Source organism: Paenibacillus sp. NPDC057886 (assembly GCF_042796655.1).
In the GTDB taxonomy this organism is placed as follows: domain Bacteria; phylum Bacillota; class Bacilli; order Paenibacillales; family Paenibacillaceae; genus Paenibacillus.
In genome coordinates, this window is record NZ_JBHVMZ010000001.1 from 274337 (window position 1) to 291110 (window position 16774).

At 47.6% G+C, this 16774-nt stretch carries 13 protein-coding genes; 9 read left to right on the plus strand and 4 right to left on the minus strand.

Annotated features, from left to right (window positions below; genetic code table 11):
* Positions 1-28: 28 nt before the first annotated feature.
* Entirely contained in the window at positions 29-544 is a 516-nt protein-coding gene (gene msrA, locus ACFVQB_RS01260) for a peptide-methionine (S)-S-oxide reductase MsrA (protein ID WP_024629294.1), read from the minus strand.
* A 279-nt stretch (positions 545-823) separates the two neighbouring features.
* Between msrA and ACFVQB_RS01265 the strand changes: the two genes are divergently transcribed.
* From ACFVQB_RS01265 to ACFVQB_RS01300, 8 genes are all read left to right on the plus strand, one after another.
* The gene (locus tag ACFVQB_RS01265; RefSeq protein WP_379434600.1) at positions 824-1384 is read left to right on the plus strand and encodes a flavin reductase family protein; all 561 of its coding nucleotides are present in this window, start codon (positions 824-826) and stop codon (positions 1382-1384) included.
* 514 nt (positions 1385-1898) lie between these two features.
* Positions 1899-3992, plus strand: a complete 2094-nt coding sequence (locus tag ACFVQB_RS01270; protein ID WP_379434602.1) for an acyltransferase family protein — start codon at positions 1899-1901, stop codon at positions 3990-3992.
* Between the two features lie 225 nt (positions 3993-4217).
* Entirely contained in the window at positions 4218-5531 is a 1314-nt protein-coding gene (locus tag ACFVQB_RS01275; RefSeq protein WP_379434604.1) for an extracellular solute-binding protein, read from the plus strand.
* A 144-nt stretch (positions 5532-5675) separates the two neighbouring features.
* Positions 5676-6554 (plus strand): carbohydrate ABC transporter permease, encoded by an 879-nt coding sequence (locus tag ACFVQB_RS01280; protein WP_379434606.1) that lies wholly within the window; start codon positions 5676-5678, stop codon positions 6552-6554.
* 39 nt (positions 6555-6593) lie between these two features.
* A complete protein-coding gene (locus ACFVQB_RS01285; RefSeq protein ID WP_379436235.1) occupies positions 6594-7448 on the plus strand; it encodes a carbohydrate ABC transporter permease in 855 nt (284 codons plus the stop codon).
* A gap of 29 nt (positions 7449-7477) precedes the next feature.
* Positions 7478-9274: a sensor histidine kinase gene (locus tag ACFVQB_RS01290; RefSeq protein ID WP_379434608.1), complete on the plus strand. Its 1797-nt coding sequence runs from the start codon at positions 7478-7480 to the stop codon at positions 9272-9274.
* A complete protein-coding gene (locus ACFVQB_RS01295; RefSeq protein WP_379434610.1) occupies positions 9271-10854 on the plus strand; it encodes a helix-turn-helix domain-containing protein in 1584 nt (527 codons plus the stop codon). The genes ACFVQB_RS01290 and ACFVQB_RS01295 overlap by 4 nt, the downstream gene beginning before the upstream one ends.
* A gap of 96 nt (positions 10855-10950) precedes the next feature.
* The gene (locus ACFVQB_RS01300; protein WP_379436238.1) at positions 10951-13521 is read left to right on the plus strand and encodes a beta-mannosidase; all 2571 of its coding nucleotides are present in this window, start codon (positions 10951-10953) and stop codon (positions 13519-13521) included.
* A gap of 102 nt (positions 13522-13623) precedes the next feature.
* On the opposite strand, the gene ACFVQB_RS01305 is transcribed toward ACFVQB_RS01300, so the two are convergent.
* Together ACFVQB_RS01305 and ACFVQB_RS01310 are read right to left on the minus strand one after the other, a co-directional pair.
* Positions 13624-14730 carry an FAD-dependent monooxygenase gene (locus ACFVQB_RS01305; RefSeq protein WP_379434611.1) on the minus strand — a complete coding sequence of 369 codons (1107 nt, stop codon included), beginning with the start codon at positions 14728-14730 and terminating at the stop codon, positions 13624-13626.
* A gap of 254 nt (positions 14731-14984) precedes the next feature.
* Positions 14985-15509, minus strand: a complete 525-nt coding sequence (locus tag ACFVQB_RS01310; protein WP_379434613.1) for an NAD(P)H-dependent oxidoreductase — start codon at positions 15507-15509, stop codon at positions 14985-14987.
* Between the two features lie 189 nt (positions 15510-15698).
* On the opposite strand from ACFVQB_RS01310, the gene ACFVQB_RS01315 reads away from it, so the two are divergent.
* Positions 15699-16181: a MarR family winged helix-turn-helix transcriptional regulator gene (locus ACFVQB_RS01315; protein WP_379434614.1), complete on the plus strand. Its 483-nt coding sequence runs from the start codon at positions 15699-15701 to the stop codon at positions 16179-16181.
* A gap of 87 nt (positions 16182-16268) precedes the next feature.
* Here the strand turns inward: ACFVQB_RS01315 and ACFVQB_RS01320 are convergent, their stop codons facing one another.
* A complete protein-coding gene (locus tag ACFVQB_RS01320; protein ID WP_379434615.1) occupies positions 16269-16568 on the minus strand; it encodes a hypothetical protein in 300 nt (99 codons plus the stop codon).
* Between the last annotated feature and the right edge of the window lie 206 nt (positions 16569-16774).

Here is a 16774-nt window from a genome sequence, read left to right on the forward strand (position 1 = left end):
CATGTGGCCGCTTTATTATTTAAAGAGATTAACTCCAATATTTCTTGATAATTTCGTCGCGTCCGGAATAAATCCGGGATTCTTTATAATATTTCGGATCTTTGCGATGGAAATTTTGATGATATTCTTCTGCCGGATAAAATACGGAGGCTTCCTCAATGGCAGTAACGACTGGTTTATCGAATCGGCCCGTTTTGCCCAGTTCCTCTCGTGATTTCAGGGCCAATTGGCGTTGCTCTTCATTGTGATACAGGATGGCAGCCCGATATTGGCTCTTGCGATCATTCCCCTGACCCGTCGCATCTGTTGGATCAATCTGCGGCCAGTACAGCTCAAGCAATTTCTCATATGGGAAAATGGCTGGATCAAACGAGATTTGCACAACTTCCAAATGCCCCGTTTCCCCGGTCAATACTTGTTCATATGTAGGGTTTTCTACGGTTCCACCCATGTATCCGGATATAATCCCGTGAATGCCGGGCTGCTCTTCAAATGGACTTACCATACACCAGAAACATCCCCCGGCAAACGTTGCTTTTTCAATCACTGCTATTCCCCATTTCTCAGTTGTGTTTAATCAAGATTACTATGAATGCTAGTCATAACGCAATCCATTTGGAAGTTCATCCACTCTCCCCCAATCCAGCACAATAAACCCTTTTCTTTTTTTGCACAGGATTTCCAGATCGGACAGTTTCTGAATGAGGCGATTTAAGTGCCGGGGCGTTGTACCTTTTTCATCCTTTACTTATATTGTATAATAATGGATGAGAAAACGGCCTGTTACAGCTTAGGGGCCGATTGAAAACGAAGAGGTGATCAGATGCGGAAACCGATAGATGAACCTATGTTTTATTCGTATCCCGGAATGGTAGCGGTGGTGACATCCCGTCACAATGGAGTGCAGAATGTCATGGCCTCAGGCTGGCATACCTATATTGGATCGTCTCCCGGAATTTATGGGATATCATTACGTAAGGAAACGTACTCTTATGAATTGATTGAGCAGAGTGGAGTATTCGGGGTACACTTCCTTCCGGGTCACCATTCGGAGTGGATTCAGGCGGCGGGAACCTTCAGTGGAAGAGACACAGATAAATTCTCGAAGTTCGGGATTACATACGAAGAAGGAATCAAAGTAAACGTACCAATTCTGACCGAAGCTTATTTTGTTTATGAGTGCAAGGTTATGGATATCACAACGTATGGAGATCATGAATGGATTGCAGGTGAAGTGTTACAGCGGTATCAAGACCCGGAATACTTTCTGGACAATGGAATGGTTAATCTGGATAAATTGCAAATACCAATGTACATAGGACGATCTTCTTATCGGATTCTCAACGGGAGTGCGGAAGAGAAGATTCATCCGTTTTACCTCTAGGGTCCTAGGCACCAAGATGCAATTATGAGTAAAACTTTCATTCCGGCAAGGGATAGGTTTATAATGGTTATTGGCTGCGAGCAAGTCGGCAGCCTTTTCCTATTTGCTCAAGTGTACATTTCAGGCCCCCAGAGGGATCTGCTCATATATGAAATAAAGGGCAAGGTAATATTAGCCATTCCATGAAAAATGCTGTATTTAACAATAAAATTAGAGTATGATTTTACAGCTATATATGCTTGGCAGGAAAGGTTACATCGTTTCACTGAATTGTAACTATTGCTGTAATTTGTGAATAATCTTTCGAGCGTATAATGCTAAACGGGAGATAACAACAAAGATATAAAGAAATTCGTAAACATAAAACATCAAGGTTAAGCAATACGTCTTCTTTATGTTGTAAATGAATGATGGAAGGTGCAATACGTATGTTAATGACAACCAGAACCACAAGGAGTTCTCAAACGCCCCGGACATGGATGATGTCTACTTACTGCAACAAGGAGGGGCATGCATGTCACAATCGTTGAACAGCAAGCGGCATATGAACGGACTGGATGGTTTGCGAGCCATCGCAGTGCTTGCAGTCATAGGGTATCATCTGAATTTAGGTTTTATTCCGGGCGGTTTGCTCGGTGTAGGGATTTTCTTTGTTCTCTCAGGGTATTTGATTACAGACATTCTTTTGACACAATGGCAGGAGCATGGCCGGATATCCCTCGGTGATTTCTGGGTGCGAAGAGTAAGGCGTTTGTTACCTGGCATGATCACGATGACAGCAGTGGTAATGATTTGGCTGCTCTGTACAGATCCTTCTCGACTCGCTGCGTTGCGTGGTGACATTGTCTCGGGATTATTATACATAAGCAATTGGTGGTATATCTTTCATAACGTTTCCTATTTCGAAAGTTTCGGCCCTCCATCACCCTTTGGACATTTCTGGTCGCTGGCTGTGGAAGAACAATTTTACATTGTATGGCCCCTTCTATTGGTCGCGGCAATCGTCTTGTTCAAAAGAAAGGGATGGCTGGTCGTCTTTATTGTCGTGGCAGCTGAATTGTCTGCTGGTGCAATGGCCATCATGTATAATCCGGTTCTGGACCCGAGCCGTGTTTATTATGGAACAGACACAAGAGCATTTGCCTTACTGGCTGGTGCAGCACTGGCCGTGGTATGGCCGAGTCGCAAGTTATCGTCATCCCTTGCTCGCATCAATCGCCTTGTCCTGGACGTGTTAGGCTTAGCTGCACTGGCTTGGTTAATCTACATGATGCTGAATAGCAGCGAGTACGACCCGTCATTGTATCAAGGAGGAATGGTACTTCAGGCCATAGCAACGACATTGCTCGTAGCTGTATTGGCTCATCCAGCATCCTTTCTGGCACGGCTCATTGGCGCTAAGCCATTGCGCTGGATCGGGGAACGATCCTACGGATTATATTTGTGGCACTATCCGGTCATCATTCTGACGAGTCCAACGGTAGACACGGGTGGAGCACATCCTGTGCGAATGATTTTGCAGGTTGCTGCAACGGTTGCACTGGCCTCCTTGTCACTTAAATATATTGAAAATCCCATTCGTCACAACGGATTTCGTGATTCCTGGTCCCGGTTATGGGGAAGAGGGCGCAATGCAACAGGAATTCGCAACGTATGGTGGAAGCGCGCTGGATTGCTGATGAGCATTCTATTGATGTCATTTACGGTATCACAGATGATAATTACGTCCGCAGCGAATTCCGATTCCCATTCGGTATCGATGTCGGCTACGTTGAATGGAGAACACTCCGTAACGGAGGAAAAAGGACAGGACGTCCTCCCCGCAACAGTGAGCACTGCCGGGGCGGACAACCAACCTGCACCACAGAAAAACGATAAACCTGCGGAGAATGCTGAAGATCCACCAGGTAAAGGAGAACAGCAAACGACGAAGCCAGGTAATGCTCCCCAATCTGAGGAACCAACCTCAGGTGAGGAGAAAGGATCAACCCCTGGCGACTCGAACCACGCTGTTGGTAAACCCAAAGGCAGCACCGACAATCCGGGAAATCCAGAAGACAACGGTAACGGACAACGGGAGGAACCGGTCAATACGTCAGATTCCTCCAAAGAGGAAGTGGAAACAGCCCCTCCAGCCAAAGACGGCAAAATTCATTATACGGTCATTGGAGATTCAGTGATTTTGGACGCGAAGCCTTATCTTGAACAAACCATTTCAGGCGTGCACGTGGACGGTCATATTGGTCGTCAGATGTGGGAAGCTGCCGATGTACTGGATGGCCTGAAGAGAAATAACCAATTGGGCAGTCAGGTCGTGCTGGAACTTGGGACGAACGGTTCATTCAATTCCAAAAGTCTGAATTCCGTGCTGGATTATTTGAAAGATGAAGAACATGTATATCTGGTTACCGTGCGAGTTCCTCGCCCATGGGAACGAACGGTGAATAAAGCACTGAACGAAGCGGCTTCCGATTATAGCAATGTATCTCTTATTGACTGGCACACTGCAAGTGAAGGGCATGACGAATATTTCGAAAAAGATGGCGTACATCTCACGAAGGAAGGTTCGGAGGCTTTTGCAGCACTTGTGAAAGACAGTATGAAATAAATCAGAACTTATCTATTCATTTATGTATAGTTCATGAATGGTTCACGAATCCGAATATAGAAAGAGCTCTCATGATGAGGGCTCTTTCTGTATGTAAGCAAAGATTGCAGCATCAACTGGGTATCCGATATTTTTCACCCCTGCATCCGTGCATCGTCACCTTACAGAATGATAGCGTTACCATTTACAATGAGTGTATTCAAATCGCCAAGGGGGAGTATAGAGATGTTGAAAAAATGGCTTTCGGGAATGTTGGCAATGGCGTTGTTTTCCATCGTTCTGGCTGGTTGCGGCGGCGGGGAAAGCTCAGAAGGCAGCGACAACAAGGATAAAGTAACCGTCACCATCTGGCACAACTGGACGGGACAAGACGCCAAAGCGGTGGCGATGCGCAAAATCATTGAAGACTTCCGTGGATCGCATCCGGATATTGAAGTGGTGGATGAAGGTCTGCCGACAGATGGCCTCAAAACAAGGCTCCGGACGGTGGCAGCGGCCAATGAAATGCCGGATCTGTTCGTCATGTGGCCGGATGCGATGACCAAGGAGTTTGTGAAGGGGGATCTGTTGCAGCCGATCAATGCCGAGCTGGACGGGAAGCCGGAATGGAAAGACAACTTTATTCCGAACGCCCTGGATGGATATACGGTCGATGGGGATATCTACTCGGTACCGATGAATCTCGCCCCCACTTCCTTTATTTATTACAATGAAGCACTGTTTAAGCAGTACAACGTGAAAGTACCTGAAACATGGGCTGAGCTGAAGCAGGCTTTTACTACATTTAATGAGAACAAAATCATACCGATCGCACTGGGGAACAAAGCCAATTGGGTGGCCCAATCGACGATCTTCAGTACACTGGCTGACCGGGTAACCGGCACAGACTGGTTCTTAAAAGCAGCAGCCCAGGATGGGGCCAGCTTTACAGACCCACAATTCATCCAGGCGCTGGACAAAATGCAGGAACTCGGTAACAGCAAAGCATTTCAGGATGGCTTCAACAGTATTGACGAAACACAGATGATGCAGCTGTACTTCCAGGGAAAAGCAGCGATGGTGATGAACGGTGGATGGGCATTGGCCAACCTCGTCAACAACGCACCGGAAGACATTTTGAACAATACACACATTACAATTCTACCAGCAGTAGATGGAGGCCAAGGTGAGGCCAGAACGACATCTGGCGTTGTAGGGACAGGCTTGGGTGTAAGCAAAAAGTTAAGCGGTGCCCAGAAGGATGCGGCCATGGAGCTGTTCTACGCTTTGGCAGGTCCTGACGGTCAGAAGGCAACCCTGGATAGCAGCACGTTGGTCAGCTACAAGATTGATCTGGATAAATCTAAAGCCCATCCATTGTTTGTGGAACTCTATGATTTAATGCAGGAGGTAAAGATTACTCCGGTGTATGATTCCAAGCTAGGTTCTGCAACCGTTGAGGTTATCAATAATGGATTGCAGGAGCTATTGATGGGTGGCAAAGCCGCAGACATCGCGAGTAAAATTCAGGCATCCCAAGCCAATGCAGTCGGAAATTAAGGTCATAGGTCATTCCGATCCAGATCTGGATGAGCTGTAAGATGCTTTGCGGTAAGATTCAGACCCCTTCCCGGCAGGGGAGGGGTTTTACATTGATATCAAGAGTTGTAATTACCAAAGGTTTGATGAAAGGAAGTGAGCAAAATGAACGCATTGCGCAGTCGACGTTTTATTATGCTGGGGCTCGCCCCGGCAGTTCTGATTTACGCTTTGTTTGTATTTGTGCCGGTTGTATGGTCAGCGTACTATGGATTCTTCAACTGGTCGGGAATCGGGGAATCAAAATATATCGGACTGGATAACTATGTGGAAATATGGAATGATTCTGTATTTTGGCGGGCACTGAAAAACAACGTCATTTTTGTTCTGGCCTCGGTATTTGGGCAAATTCCGTTAGCGTTGATGCTGGCGGTCATTTTGCACAAAAGCAATCCGTTACAGCGTTTTCTGCGTTCAGCCGTATTTCTGCCGATGGTATTATCCACAGTAGTTATCGGTATGATCTGGCAATATATCTATCACCCGCAGATCGGGATTCTGAACTTCCTGCTGGATGCATTGGGTCTGGAAAGCTGGAAACTTCAGTGGCTTTCGGATGACAAAATTGCGATTTTCTCCCTGGTGCCACCACTGCTCTGGAGTTTTGTCGGTTTGTACCTGATTATTTTTATCTCGGCGCTGCAAAATATTCCGGGAGAAATTCATGACGCTGCCAAGATTGATGGTGCTTCCGGAATCCGCAAGCTGGTTTCCATTTCTTTGCCCATGATCTGGGGAACGGTTCAGGTGGCGATCATCCTATGTATCTCGGGCAGCCTGAAATCATTCGATCTGGTGTACATTATGACCAAAGGTGGCCCGGCACATGCGACAGAGCTGCTGGCAACGTATATGTATAATTCAACCTTCACAACGTATCGCTATGGCTTCGGGAGTGCTATCTCGACCACCATCGTGCTAATCTCCCTGCTGCTTATCGGAACAAGCCAGTGGGCGACAAGCCGTAAGAGAAAAGAGAATTAGGAGAGAGGGGGGACTGTAATGAGTATTACACCGTTATCGATGCCAACACCAGGGAATACTTCAGCTCATCCGGTTCGCCGATTCCGTAGTGGAATTGTTTGGACGCTGTTGATGGTCTATGGTATTTTAACATTATATCCGTTTTACTGGCTTGTGATCAGTGCATTCAAAACGAATGAAGATTTCTATAGCAGGCCCTTCGGGCTGCCGGAAAAATGGAACGTGGAGAATTTCAGCAATGCCTGGGAAAGCTCCAAGCTGGGAACCGCTTTTGGCAATTCCCTGATTGTATCCGTAGGTTCGCTTATCATAACGCTGTTTATTGCCGCGCTGGCCTCATTTATACTCGCACGTTTCCAGTTTCGCTGGAAAGGGCTAATCATGACCTTCTTCGTTGTAGGAATGCTGATTCCCATTCACAGCACATTGGTTCCGTTATTTATTTTGATGAAACAGATGTCCCTGCTGAATACGTATTGGGCACTGATATTGCCGTATACCGCATTTGCGTTGCCAACCGCGATATTTGTGCTGACAGCTTATTTGATCAGCATTCCACGTGACATTGAAGAGGCCGCTTTTATTGATGGAACAGGTCTATGGGGGCTGTTCACCCGGATCATGCTTCCCATGTCGGTGCCTGCCTTGTCAACGGTCACTATTCTGAGTTTTTTGCACGCGTGGAATGACTTTTCGTTCGCACTCGTGTTTATTAACAAAACAGGTTTGAAAACGTTACCGCTCGCGATCGCCAATTTTGCCGACGGATATCAGACCGATTACGGCCTGACTCTTGCTGCCATGACCTTATCCGTAATCCCGACCATCATTCTATACCTGGTATTTCAGGAACAAGTCATGAAAGGCATGACGGCCGGAGCAGTCAAAGGTTAAACGAAAGCGCATCCAGAGGAGGAAAAGGTGTGGGACGCTGGCTAACATCTTCACTGCAACGGAAGCTGTCCGTTGTGGTTACAGCTTCCATGATTGTGCCGCTACTGGCACTGGGGCTGTTCGCCTTTCTCATCTCTTCCCGCATCACAGAACAAAAAACAAAGCTTTCGGGCATGGACACACTGAAGCAGGTGGAAGCGAATTTGCGTTATATGCTGCAGGATGTCGAGACGCTATCGATTTTTCTGATTGGAGAAAGGGACATTCAGCAGTATTTAAGTAGCAATGAGGACGATGTGCAGGAGCGTGTGGATATTCTGGGCAGGATGACCAATCTGGCCGCTTCCAAAAAATATATTGCCAACATTGCCATCTATCCGGACCGTTTTGATGCGGCTCTCTCCACGGCTACATGGTATGAATCATCCAATGTATCGTACCCTCCTGCTCCGCGTGGTGATGCGGTTAAAGCATGGACTGGTGTATATCCGGTTCAGAATTATGCCGGTATCCAAAATGTAATTACATTGGTTCGACCCATTCGCAGCATTCACGATTATCGGCCCATCGGATGGCTGGCGATCAGTCTGGATGAGAAGGCCATCTCGAAAGGATGGGCGGCGCTGGGACTGGGTATGGGTGAAGGTCGACTGGAACTGATCGGCTCCAATGGAGAGATTTTGTCTTCCATGGACAAATCCCGTCTTGGACAGTCATTGGAGAAGATTGAGCCTGAGGCACAGACGCTGATTCAACAAGAAGGAAGCGGGACAGCCACATATGGCAGCGGCGATGAGAAACGTACATTGCTGTATTATCCGGAACAGCTGACCGGCTGGACGCTGACCGGAACGGTTCCCTATGATCAGTATCAGTCCGAAAACGGTTATATTCTCATCCTCACTGCTGTTGCAGTGAGCCTGTCTGCTGCGATCAGTGCAGGACTTGTCTGGTTTACGGTGCGACGAGTCACAAGGCCGCTGCGAGTTCTTACCAGACATCTGTCCCGAATGGACCCCGATCGACCGCTGCCCCTATTCCGATCGGAAAGTGATGATGAAATCGGCAAGCTGGGAGAAAGTTATAATTTGCTCGGTGCACATATTGAGAGATTGAAAGAAGAGGTTATCCGTGGGGAAGCCCGCAAGAAGGAAGCTGATCTCAGAGCACTTCAGGCGCAGATCAATCCTCATTTTCTGTATAACACCCTGTCGTCCATTCACTGGATTGCCTTGATGTCTGAGGAAAAGCGGATCGCAGAGATGGTCGAGGGATTGAGTGATTTTTTGCGCATCAGCTTGAATCAGGGTCGGGATTATTGTCCTGTAGGGCAGGAGATTACCCACATTCGCCATTATGTTCGTGTGCAGTCCATCCGTTTTCCCGACAAGTTCGCCGTACATTATATTGTTGATCCGGCACTTGAACAGCGAATGATGCTGAAATTGCTGCTCCAACCACTCGTCGAAAATGCCATGATTCATGGAATTCAGCCGAAAGCAGGTATGGGCACAATTACGATCATGATTCGACAAGAACAGGAACGAATGAATGTGCTGGTTCTGGATGACGGGGCTGGCATGGAGCGGGACAGACTGGAGCATGTCAGAAGCAGCCTTGTGTCATCGGATGAGGAAGAGCAACATTATTCAAACTACCATTGGACGGAAAAAGAGCCTATGAAGCAAGGGGGTTACGGGCTCCGCAATGTGAACGAGAGACTACTGCTTCATTATGGAGCTGAGGCGCAGCTCGAAGTGGACAGCCGGGTCGGAGGTGGAACCCGAATTTCATTTTCCATTCCAATCTTGGAGGAATCGCCATGAGATTACTGATTGTTGATGATGAAGTGATTATCCGCACAGGGCTCGCCAGTGTAATCGGTTGGCATGAACTGGGGATTGAGCTGCTTTCGCCAGCAGCCTCGGCAGAAGAGGCGTTAACACGCATGGCTGAGGAGAGGCCGCATATTCTGATGACTGATATTCGGATGACGGGAAGGACGGGGCTTGAACTGGCAAAGGAAGGACTGCATATGCTGCCGGAACTCGAGGTCATTATTTTATCGGGATATGATGACTTCTCTTACGCTCAGCAAGCCATTCGTCAAGGTGTCACAGATTATCTGCTTAAGACGAGTAAGCCGGAAGAAATTATCAAGACGGTGCTTCAGGCCAAACAACGGATTACCGAACGATGGGCTGAGAAATCGAGAGAAGGGCAGCTGCTGCGAGAGAACAAACAGCGCTTGTTCGCTGAGTGGATCATTGAGGGAGACGTAGAATCTAACCCTTGTCCTGTATTTCTCCAATCGGGAATAACTGGGAAATTGGAATTCCCCTCCGACATGGAGCATATGCAGAGACAGATTCTGATCTTAAAAGCTGCGGGGTGGAATCGTTCTTCGGCTACTTTGCTGAACTTTGCCGTGCAAAATATGCTGGAGGATGTCCTACCAGGCGCAATTGCACACATTCAAAAGGACCGGATTATCTGTGTTGTACAGCCGCCGCCAGATGAGCAGGATTTCCAATTTACTTTGGGCATTGCGTTAACCCGGATGGAGCAACTGTTGAAATGTACATTGCGTGCAGCAGCAGGTCGACCCTACACGGAGGTTCAACTTCTGCATGAGAGCTACCGAACGGCATCGATCGCATACCGTTACCATGGATTACTTGAGGATAGAATATGGCAATATGAAGACATTTTGCACCGCATAGGAGGTAAAACCGTCCTTCAACATGAGGAAGAAACCACCCTGGGGACATTGTTAATGGATAACGACTCGATTATGCTGACCAAATGGACGCGAGAACTGGTGCATGAACTCCTGATGGACCCCGAAGTAACGCCAGAGTCTTTTGATGCCTGTCTGCATGCTGCGGTGAATGCCGGACAGCGTTGGTTGGTTCGTACCATGCGGACCATTGGAAGAGACGATCTGGAACGGTTCGAACCATGGAGGCCAGACTCGGATGCCGATGCTGGTGAACTTCGGGATCTGCTGTTTCATCATTTATATGGGGTGATGCATACCTATCACAGCCAGATGGGACAAGGGCGGACTACGCATGTACAGAAGGCTATTGCTTATATGGAATCCGGATTGGTACAGGATATTAGCCTGCAACATGTCGCAGGTCAGGTCCATCTGCATCCGGGCCATCTCAGTGAACTGTTTAAGAAGGAAACAGGCGTCACTTTTGGTGATTTTGTAACAGGTATGCGAATTCGGCGCGCGATGGACATGCTGGCGGTTTCTCCCGCGAAAGTAAGTGAAGTGGCCGCCATCAGCGGATATGAGGACGTTAAGTATTTTAGCAGGCTGTTCAAAAAACATACGGGCATGACTCCGAGCGAGTATCGTGAGGAGTCAGTGTCGTACAAGACTTCTGAACATTAAAGGTTAGCAGACAAAACAACGAACGAAGTCATATTTTATTGCAAACGTTTTCGATATTTAATACCAAGCAAACTGGGGAGCGAGGCAAGTGTGAAGATGAATAATTTAAGTCAGGATTTGTCAGGACAGTGGAAGATTCAGCATTTCGAGGTCGGGGAAAAGCGGGCCATGGATGTTGCAGCAGCAGCGCTGGATGATCGATTCTGGATTGGAGCGGAGGTGCCAGGGGATGTGCACACTGCTCTCGCTGAACGCAGCATCATTGATCCGCCCTACTATGGGCATAACGATGCCAAGAGTCGCTGGATCGAGCAGAAGGAATGGTGGTATCGCACCAACTTCAATCTGGTGAAAGATGGGGAAGCGGAGGAGTATTTCGAATTGGTCTTCGACGGGTTGGATACGTTCGCCACCGTATACGTGAACGGACATGAAGTGGGGAAAACGGCTAATATGCTCATGTCCCACACGTTTGATGTGACGACACTGGTTCGTAATGGCTGGAACGCCATAGCGGTCAAGTTCGACCCCCTTTATCTGCATTACAGAGACAAGGAAACGTTTGACTGGTCTTCGTATACGAAGGAACGGCCATGGTTGCGCAAAGCTGCGATGAATTTCGGTTGGGACTGGGGTCCACGGATGGTCACCGTAGGAATTTGGGGCGGGGTACGGCTGGAAAGACGAACGATCGCAAAGCTGGAGAACGTATTTGCACGTACCAAATCAGCCAGCAAACAGCAAGCGGTTGTCCATGTCACTGCTGATGTGAAGTCTGTTTTGTCTTTCCGCAGCAGACACAAACGTGAAAAAGCTGTGGCTTTGTCATGTGATATACGTTTACTGGATGCGAGTGGTCAGGAAGTGGCAAGCTCTGCTGAAGTCGTTGTGGAAAATGGTCTCGCAGATACAACACTGAAATTGGATTCACCGCAATTATGGTGGACGCATGATTTGGGTGAGCCTTACTTGTACAGGCTGGAAGTTACTCTATTTGCGGATGGAGTGGAAGTGGATCAATACAACGAGCCTTACGGTGTACGAACCATTGAACTGGCGCTTCATAATGAGCAGGGTGAGGATGCGTTTACTTTTATCCTGAACGGAGTGCGGGTGTACGCGAAGGGAGCCAACTGGATTCCGGCCGACCATCTGATTGGTGCCATCCCTGCCTCTCGGTATCGTGAGCTGATCGAGCTGACCGTGGAAGGGCATATGAACATGCTGCGTGTCTGGGCAGGCGGTATATATGAGAAGGACGTCTTCTATGATGAATGTGATCGGCAAGGCGTACTGGTGTGGCAGGATTTTGCTTTTGCCAACGCCTTATTTCCGGACTTCAATCGGGACTTCATGAACAATGTACGGGATGAGGTTGAAAATAATGTCCTGCGCCTGCGCAATCGTGCTTCGCTTGCGCTCTGGTGTGGCAATAACGAAATTGACTGGCTTTATGACATGAAGTCTGCCAGTGGAGATATTACCAGTCCCTTTTATGGAGAGCTGATCTACCATGAGCTGATCCCGGAAGTGCTGGAGCGTCTGGATTCGTCTCGTCCATACTGGCCTTCCTCACCGTATGGGGACAGTCACGGCAATGATGCCAACGATCCGGATGTGGGGGATCGTCATAACTGGCAGGTATGGCATGGTTCCGTCTATCCCCGAAAACACGGCGAGCCGCCACTGCTGGACTACAGTATTGAGGGCGTGACTTTCAAAAACTATAAAAAAGATAATGCCCTGTTCAGCAGTGAATTCGGCATGCATGCCTCGGCCAACCGCTACACGTTGGAGAAAAACATGCCTGCAGGGCAATTTTACTGGGGCAGTCCCGAAATGGCTTATCGGAATAAGGATACCAATCATCAGAAAGGCATTCTTCTGATGGAAGGATATACGGGCATTCCGCAAAATATTGAGGAATACATGAATTACTCGATGCTGACACAGGCGGAAGGACTACGGTACGGCATTGAACATTTCCGGCGAATTAATCATCGCAATAGTGGAGCGCTTGTGTGGCAGCTGAATGATAGCTGGCCAGGCACAAGTTGGTCCATGATTGACTACGAGCTACTGCCGAAGGCCTCCTTTTATTATGGAAAAATATTCTTTCATCCGATACTGCTGTCTCTGGAACATGAACCGGGTGAGCCTCTTACGTTATGGGTCGTGAATGATACACGGGAGACTCTGATGGGACAGCTTCGACTTAATGTCTATGGACTGAATGGGGAAAAGATATATTCCAGCTCGCATCATGTGGAGACAGGTTCGCAATGCTCTACTCGCATTGCAGAGCTGAGCGAAGCGGAAGTATTGGGAGGCAGCTTGGCAGAAGAAGTGTTGGTTGAATTGGTCGCCGAAGGTTTCACTGCGCCACTGAATCGATATTTCTTACGTGATCCGAAGGATGTTAACCTGCCTCAAGCGCAGCTCAGTGTGCATGTGAACGAAGAGGAGCAATCCGTATCGGTTACGGCCATTGGTGCAATTGCACGGTTGGTGAAGCTCGAACTGCCCCTTGGACGCGTTCGTTTCAGTGATAACTATTTCGATCTGCTCCCTGGTGAGAGCCGTACGGTGAGATTGCGTCATCCCGATAAGCTGTCTCTGCCTATGACTAAGCTAAGGGTAAGCGCCATGAATGGTAGGGAAGCCTGATTCCTAATTGTTTTTCCACAAAAAACAAAACAGCCGATGATTCCCCAACAGGGAGTAATCGGCTGTTTGTTGATTAACGCGGTGCGTGAATAACACGCCCCATTATTGAAAAGATTCGTACCGCTGCTGGAACGAAGACTCCATTTCCAGTTGCCTAGCCAACTGCTGCTTCACTTTTTCTCCACGTCTGGCTTGCAGCTCTTGCAGCCGTTCTGTGGAAGTGAATTGATCGGCTGCCATTTCAACGATCAGCTCAGCGAGCGTGTCCGCATCTTCCAATGCTGCATTCAATCCAAAAGCGCCCGTCGGAGTCATCGTATGAGCAGCATCACCAAGCAAGACCACGTTGTCCTGTGCCCACGATTCGGCGAAACTGCTCTCTACGGATAACAAAACAAAATCACTCCAGGTCTGGATATGTTGAGCTACCGAATCCGCGAGACAGGGGAAGGCCGCCACGAGTTTCTGTACAAAAGGAGCAAAAGGCTGTTCACGCAGCTTGGAGAAGGACCCTTGCGGGATGTTCCATCCAATCTGCACATAACCTCCGAATTGTGAGAATAACGCCAACTGCTGACCATCCATACTGGCCATCCGAACAGCAGGTTCCCAGCCTGCCGGAGCAGGAATTCGAGCCCATAACAGGTCGTATCCATGTTTGCGGGTATCCGGAGTCAGACCAGCGTGTCTGCGTACAGCTGAATATCTGCCATCCGCACCAACAATAACCGCTGCTTCAATGGAAGCAGGCCGCCCTTCTTGCCGAATGTTGATGCCAATCGTTTGGTCAGCCTTATTCCGTAACAATCCAGTCATAACTGTATTATAAAGGAGTTGTTCGTTTTCCTGGTTCTGTGATTGTGACACGATGACTTCCAGCAGATGATCCTGCGGCACATGAATGCCCACATGGGATTCTTGCTCTCCAGGGAAAATGGTGTGAATGATCTGACCATTCTCCCAATATTGAATTTGCTCTAGCGGCAGCACGCCACGTTGGGTGACAGAAGGGTATAACCCATGCTTTTTCAGTACAGCCTCACCATCTGCATTAAGCACTTCACCACGAAACGACTTAAGCAGGTGCGGCTGGCGTTCGATCAGGATGGAGGATATTCCCTGCCGTTTCAGCAGGAATGAGAGTAGAGCCCCACCAGGACCAGCTCCCACAATACAAACGTCAGTTTTTAAATACGTATTTTGATTCATGTGTAAAATTCCCTTGCTATATAATGGATGAATATCGTATTACTTTATAACAACAGATTTATAAAAATCATTAAGTAACTAAAAGTAACTTTAGAGATATAGGTTATTATAAACAAATTCAATCCAATAATGCAATAGAATCATTCTATTTCTCCATAGGAAGGAGAGTTCAAGCCTGCAGTACTGCTTCTCACTTATGAGCGCAGGCTTGATAAGAACAGCAATTTCTTCTTTTACGGGGAACACTCTGATTTCTATGTGATCAGTCTGTTGGTTATGCGAGCCACGCGTTCTCCCAGAGCTTTACCCAATGCCATACCCTGTTCGCTGAGCAGATCATCACTGTCCACCGGACAAGTCACCCCAACACCATAATAAGATCCATATAATGCATTATCTGCAAAGTTGCCAGGTAGTCCGGTAATAATCATGCCCTGATGGAGCATAGGTGTCAGCAGATGAATCAACGTTGACTCTAATCCACCATGCTCGGTCGCGATGGTACAGAACACTGCACCGACTTTGTCCACAAGTTTGCCCTCTGCCCAGAGGTAGCCCAGCTTGTCGATCCACTTTTTCAAACTCGAACTGATGGAGCCAAAATGTCCGGGGCATCCCCAGATAATGGCGTCCATTTCCACCAGCTTGTAGATGTCGGCTTCTTCTGTGGAATGCAAATGAACGGTCGCACCATGCACGCTGGCTGCGCCAGCAGCAATCGATTCGGCAAGCGCACGTGTATGCCCGCCTTCACTATCGAAAACAATATAAATGTTCATTGCTTGATTCCTCCTTGTGTGGTTATCTGTTCATGCTATAAGGTAGCTTGTCACATGAAACCGCAAAATAAGCATGAACTTTACAGACAAGTAAAGGGTTTTGGGAAACAAGCGCATTTTTCACAAACAAAATAGTACAAATATGTTACAATATAAGGTAGGTTATGATCAAAGGTAGGAGGAACGTTTATGAGCCCGGATACGGAGCGAAACTCTCAATTGGCAAATGTGGATCAATTGTTGGAGGCCTTCTTCAGATATAAAAATAAAGTATTGGATCAGCAGCAAAGAAATGAAACAAACTGCAAATTGAATCCGACGAAAAGTCATATATTGGGCATGATTTTACGTGAAGAACGCTGTATGGCTGTGGATGTGGCCAGACAACTTAGTCTATCTTCAGGAGCAACCACAATTGTGCTGAATCAACTGGAGAGCGAAGGTCTGATCCAGCGGGTGCGCAGTGAAGAGGACCGAAGAATTGTATGGTTGTCCTTAACGGAAGAGGGGCAGCAGCTTGCAAGAACGTTGATTAATAATCGCGGCCGGATGACGTGGGAACTTTTGCAGGCGCTTACGGAAGAGGAACAACTGCAGATGTTTGGCATGCTGAAGAAGATTGAGCTGAAACTGCTGGAAAAAATGAAAACATTGGAGCAAACGCATCGCTAAATATATGGTGTGTAAAACGCCAGTCTTCAAGAATTTGAGCCCGCTTTGGGACTTGATTCTTGAAGGCTGGCGTTTTAATTTTTTCAATCAGAGATGAAAGCGTTGAATGTGTTCTGTCAGACCTTCCTGGATCAGAATTTCCTTTTGTTTTTTACCGAGCAGGTCAAAATGGGGAAAAGGCTGACGCCGATGTATATAACGTGGGTCGAGTCCATGGGTTCTACACCAGTCCTCAAGACGGTTCAGATCTGCACAGCCCACTTTGGTCACACTGGTAATGCCCGGAAAACGGTTGTCGATCCAGAAATGAGTGAGATAGGCAAGGTCGCCACGAGAAACACGTTCTTTCCATTCTCCCAGCTCCTGTCGTTTAATTCCAAATGCCATAGACACCAAGTTCCTTTCCAAACGGGTATTGTCCTGAGCATATTGTAACATCTTATAAACAGAACCAATCAGAAATCTTCAATCCGACTGCTATCCATTCGCTTTCGATGGGCATTGAATATGACAACATTTTTATAATCAACTCTGGTTTATGTTAAAATAAGGCTACTCAAAATGGTTTCACCACTTCATTATTCGGAAAGGGA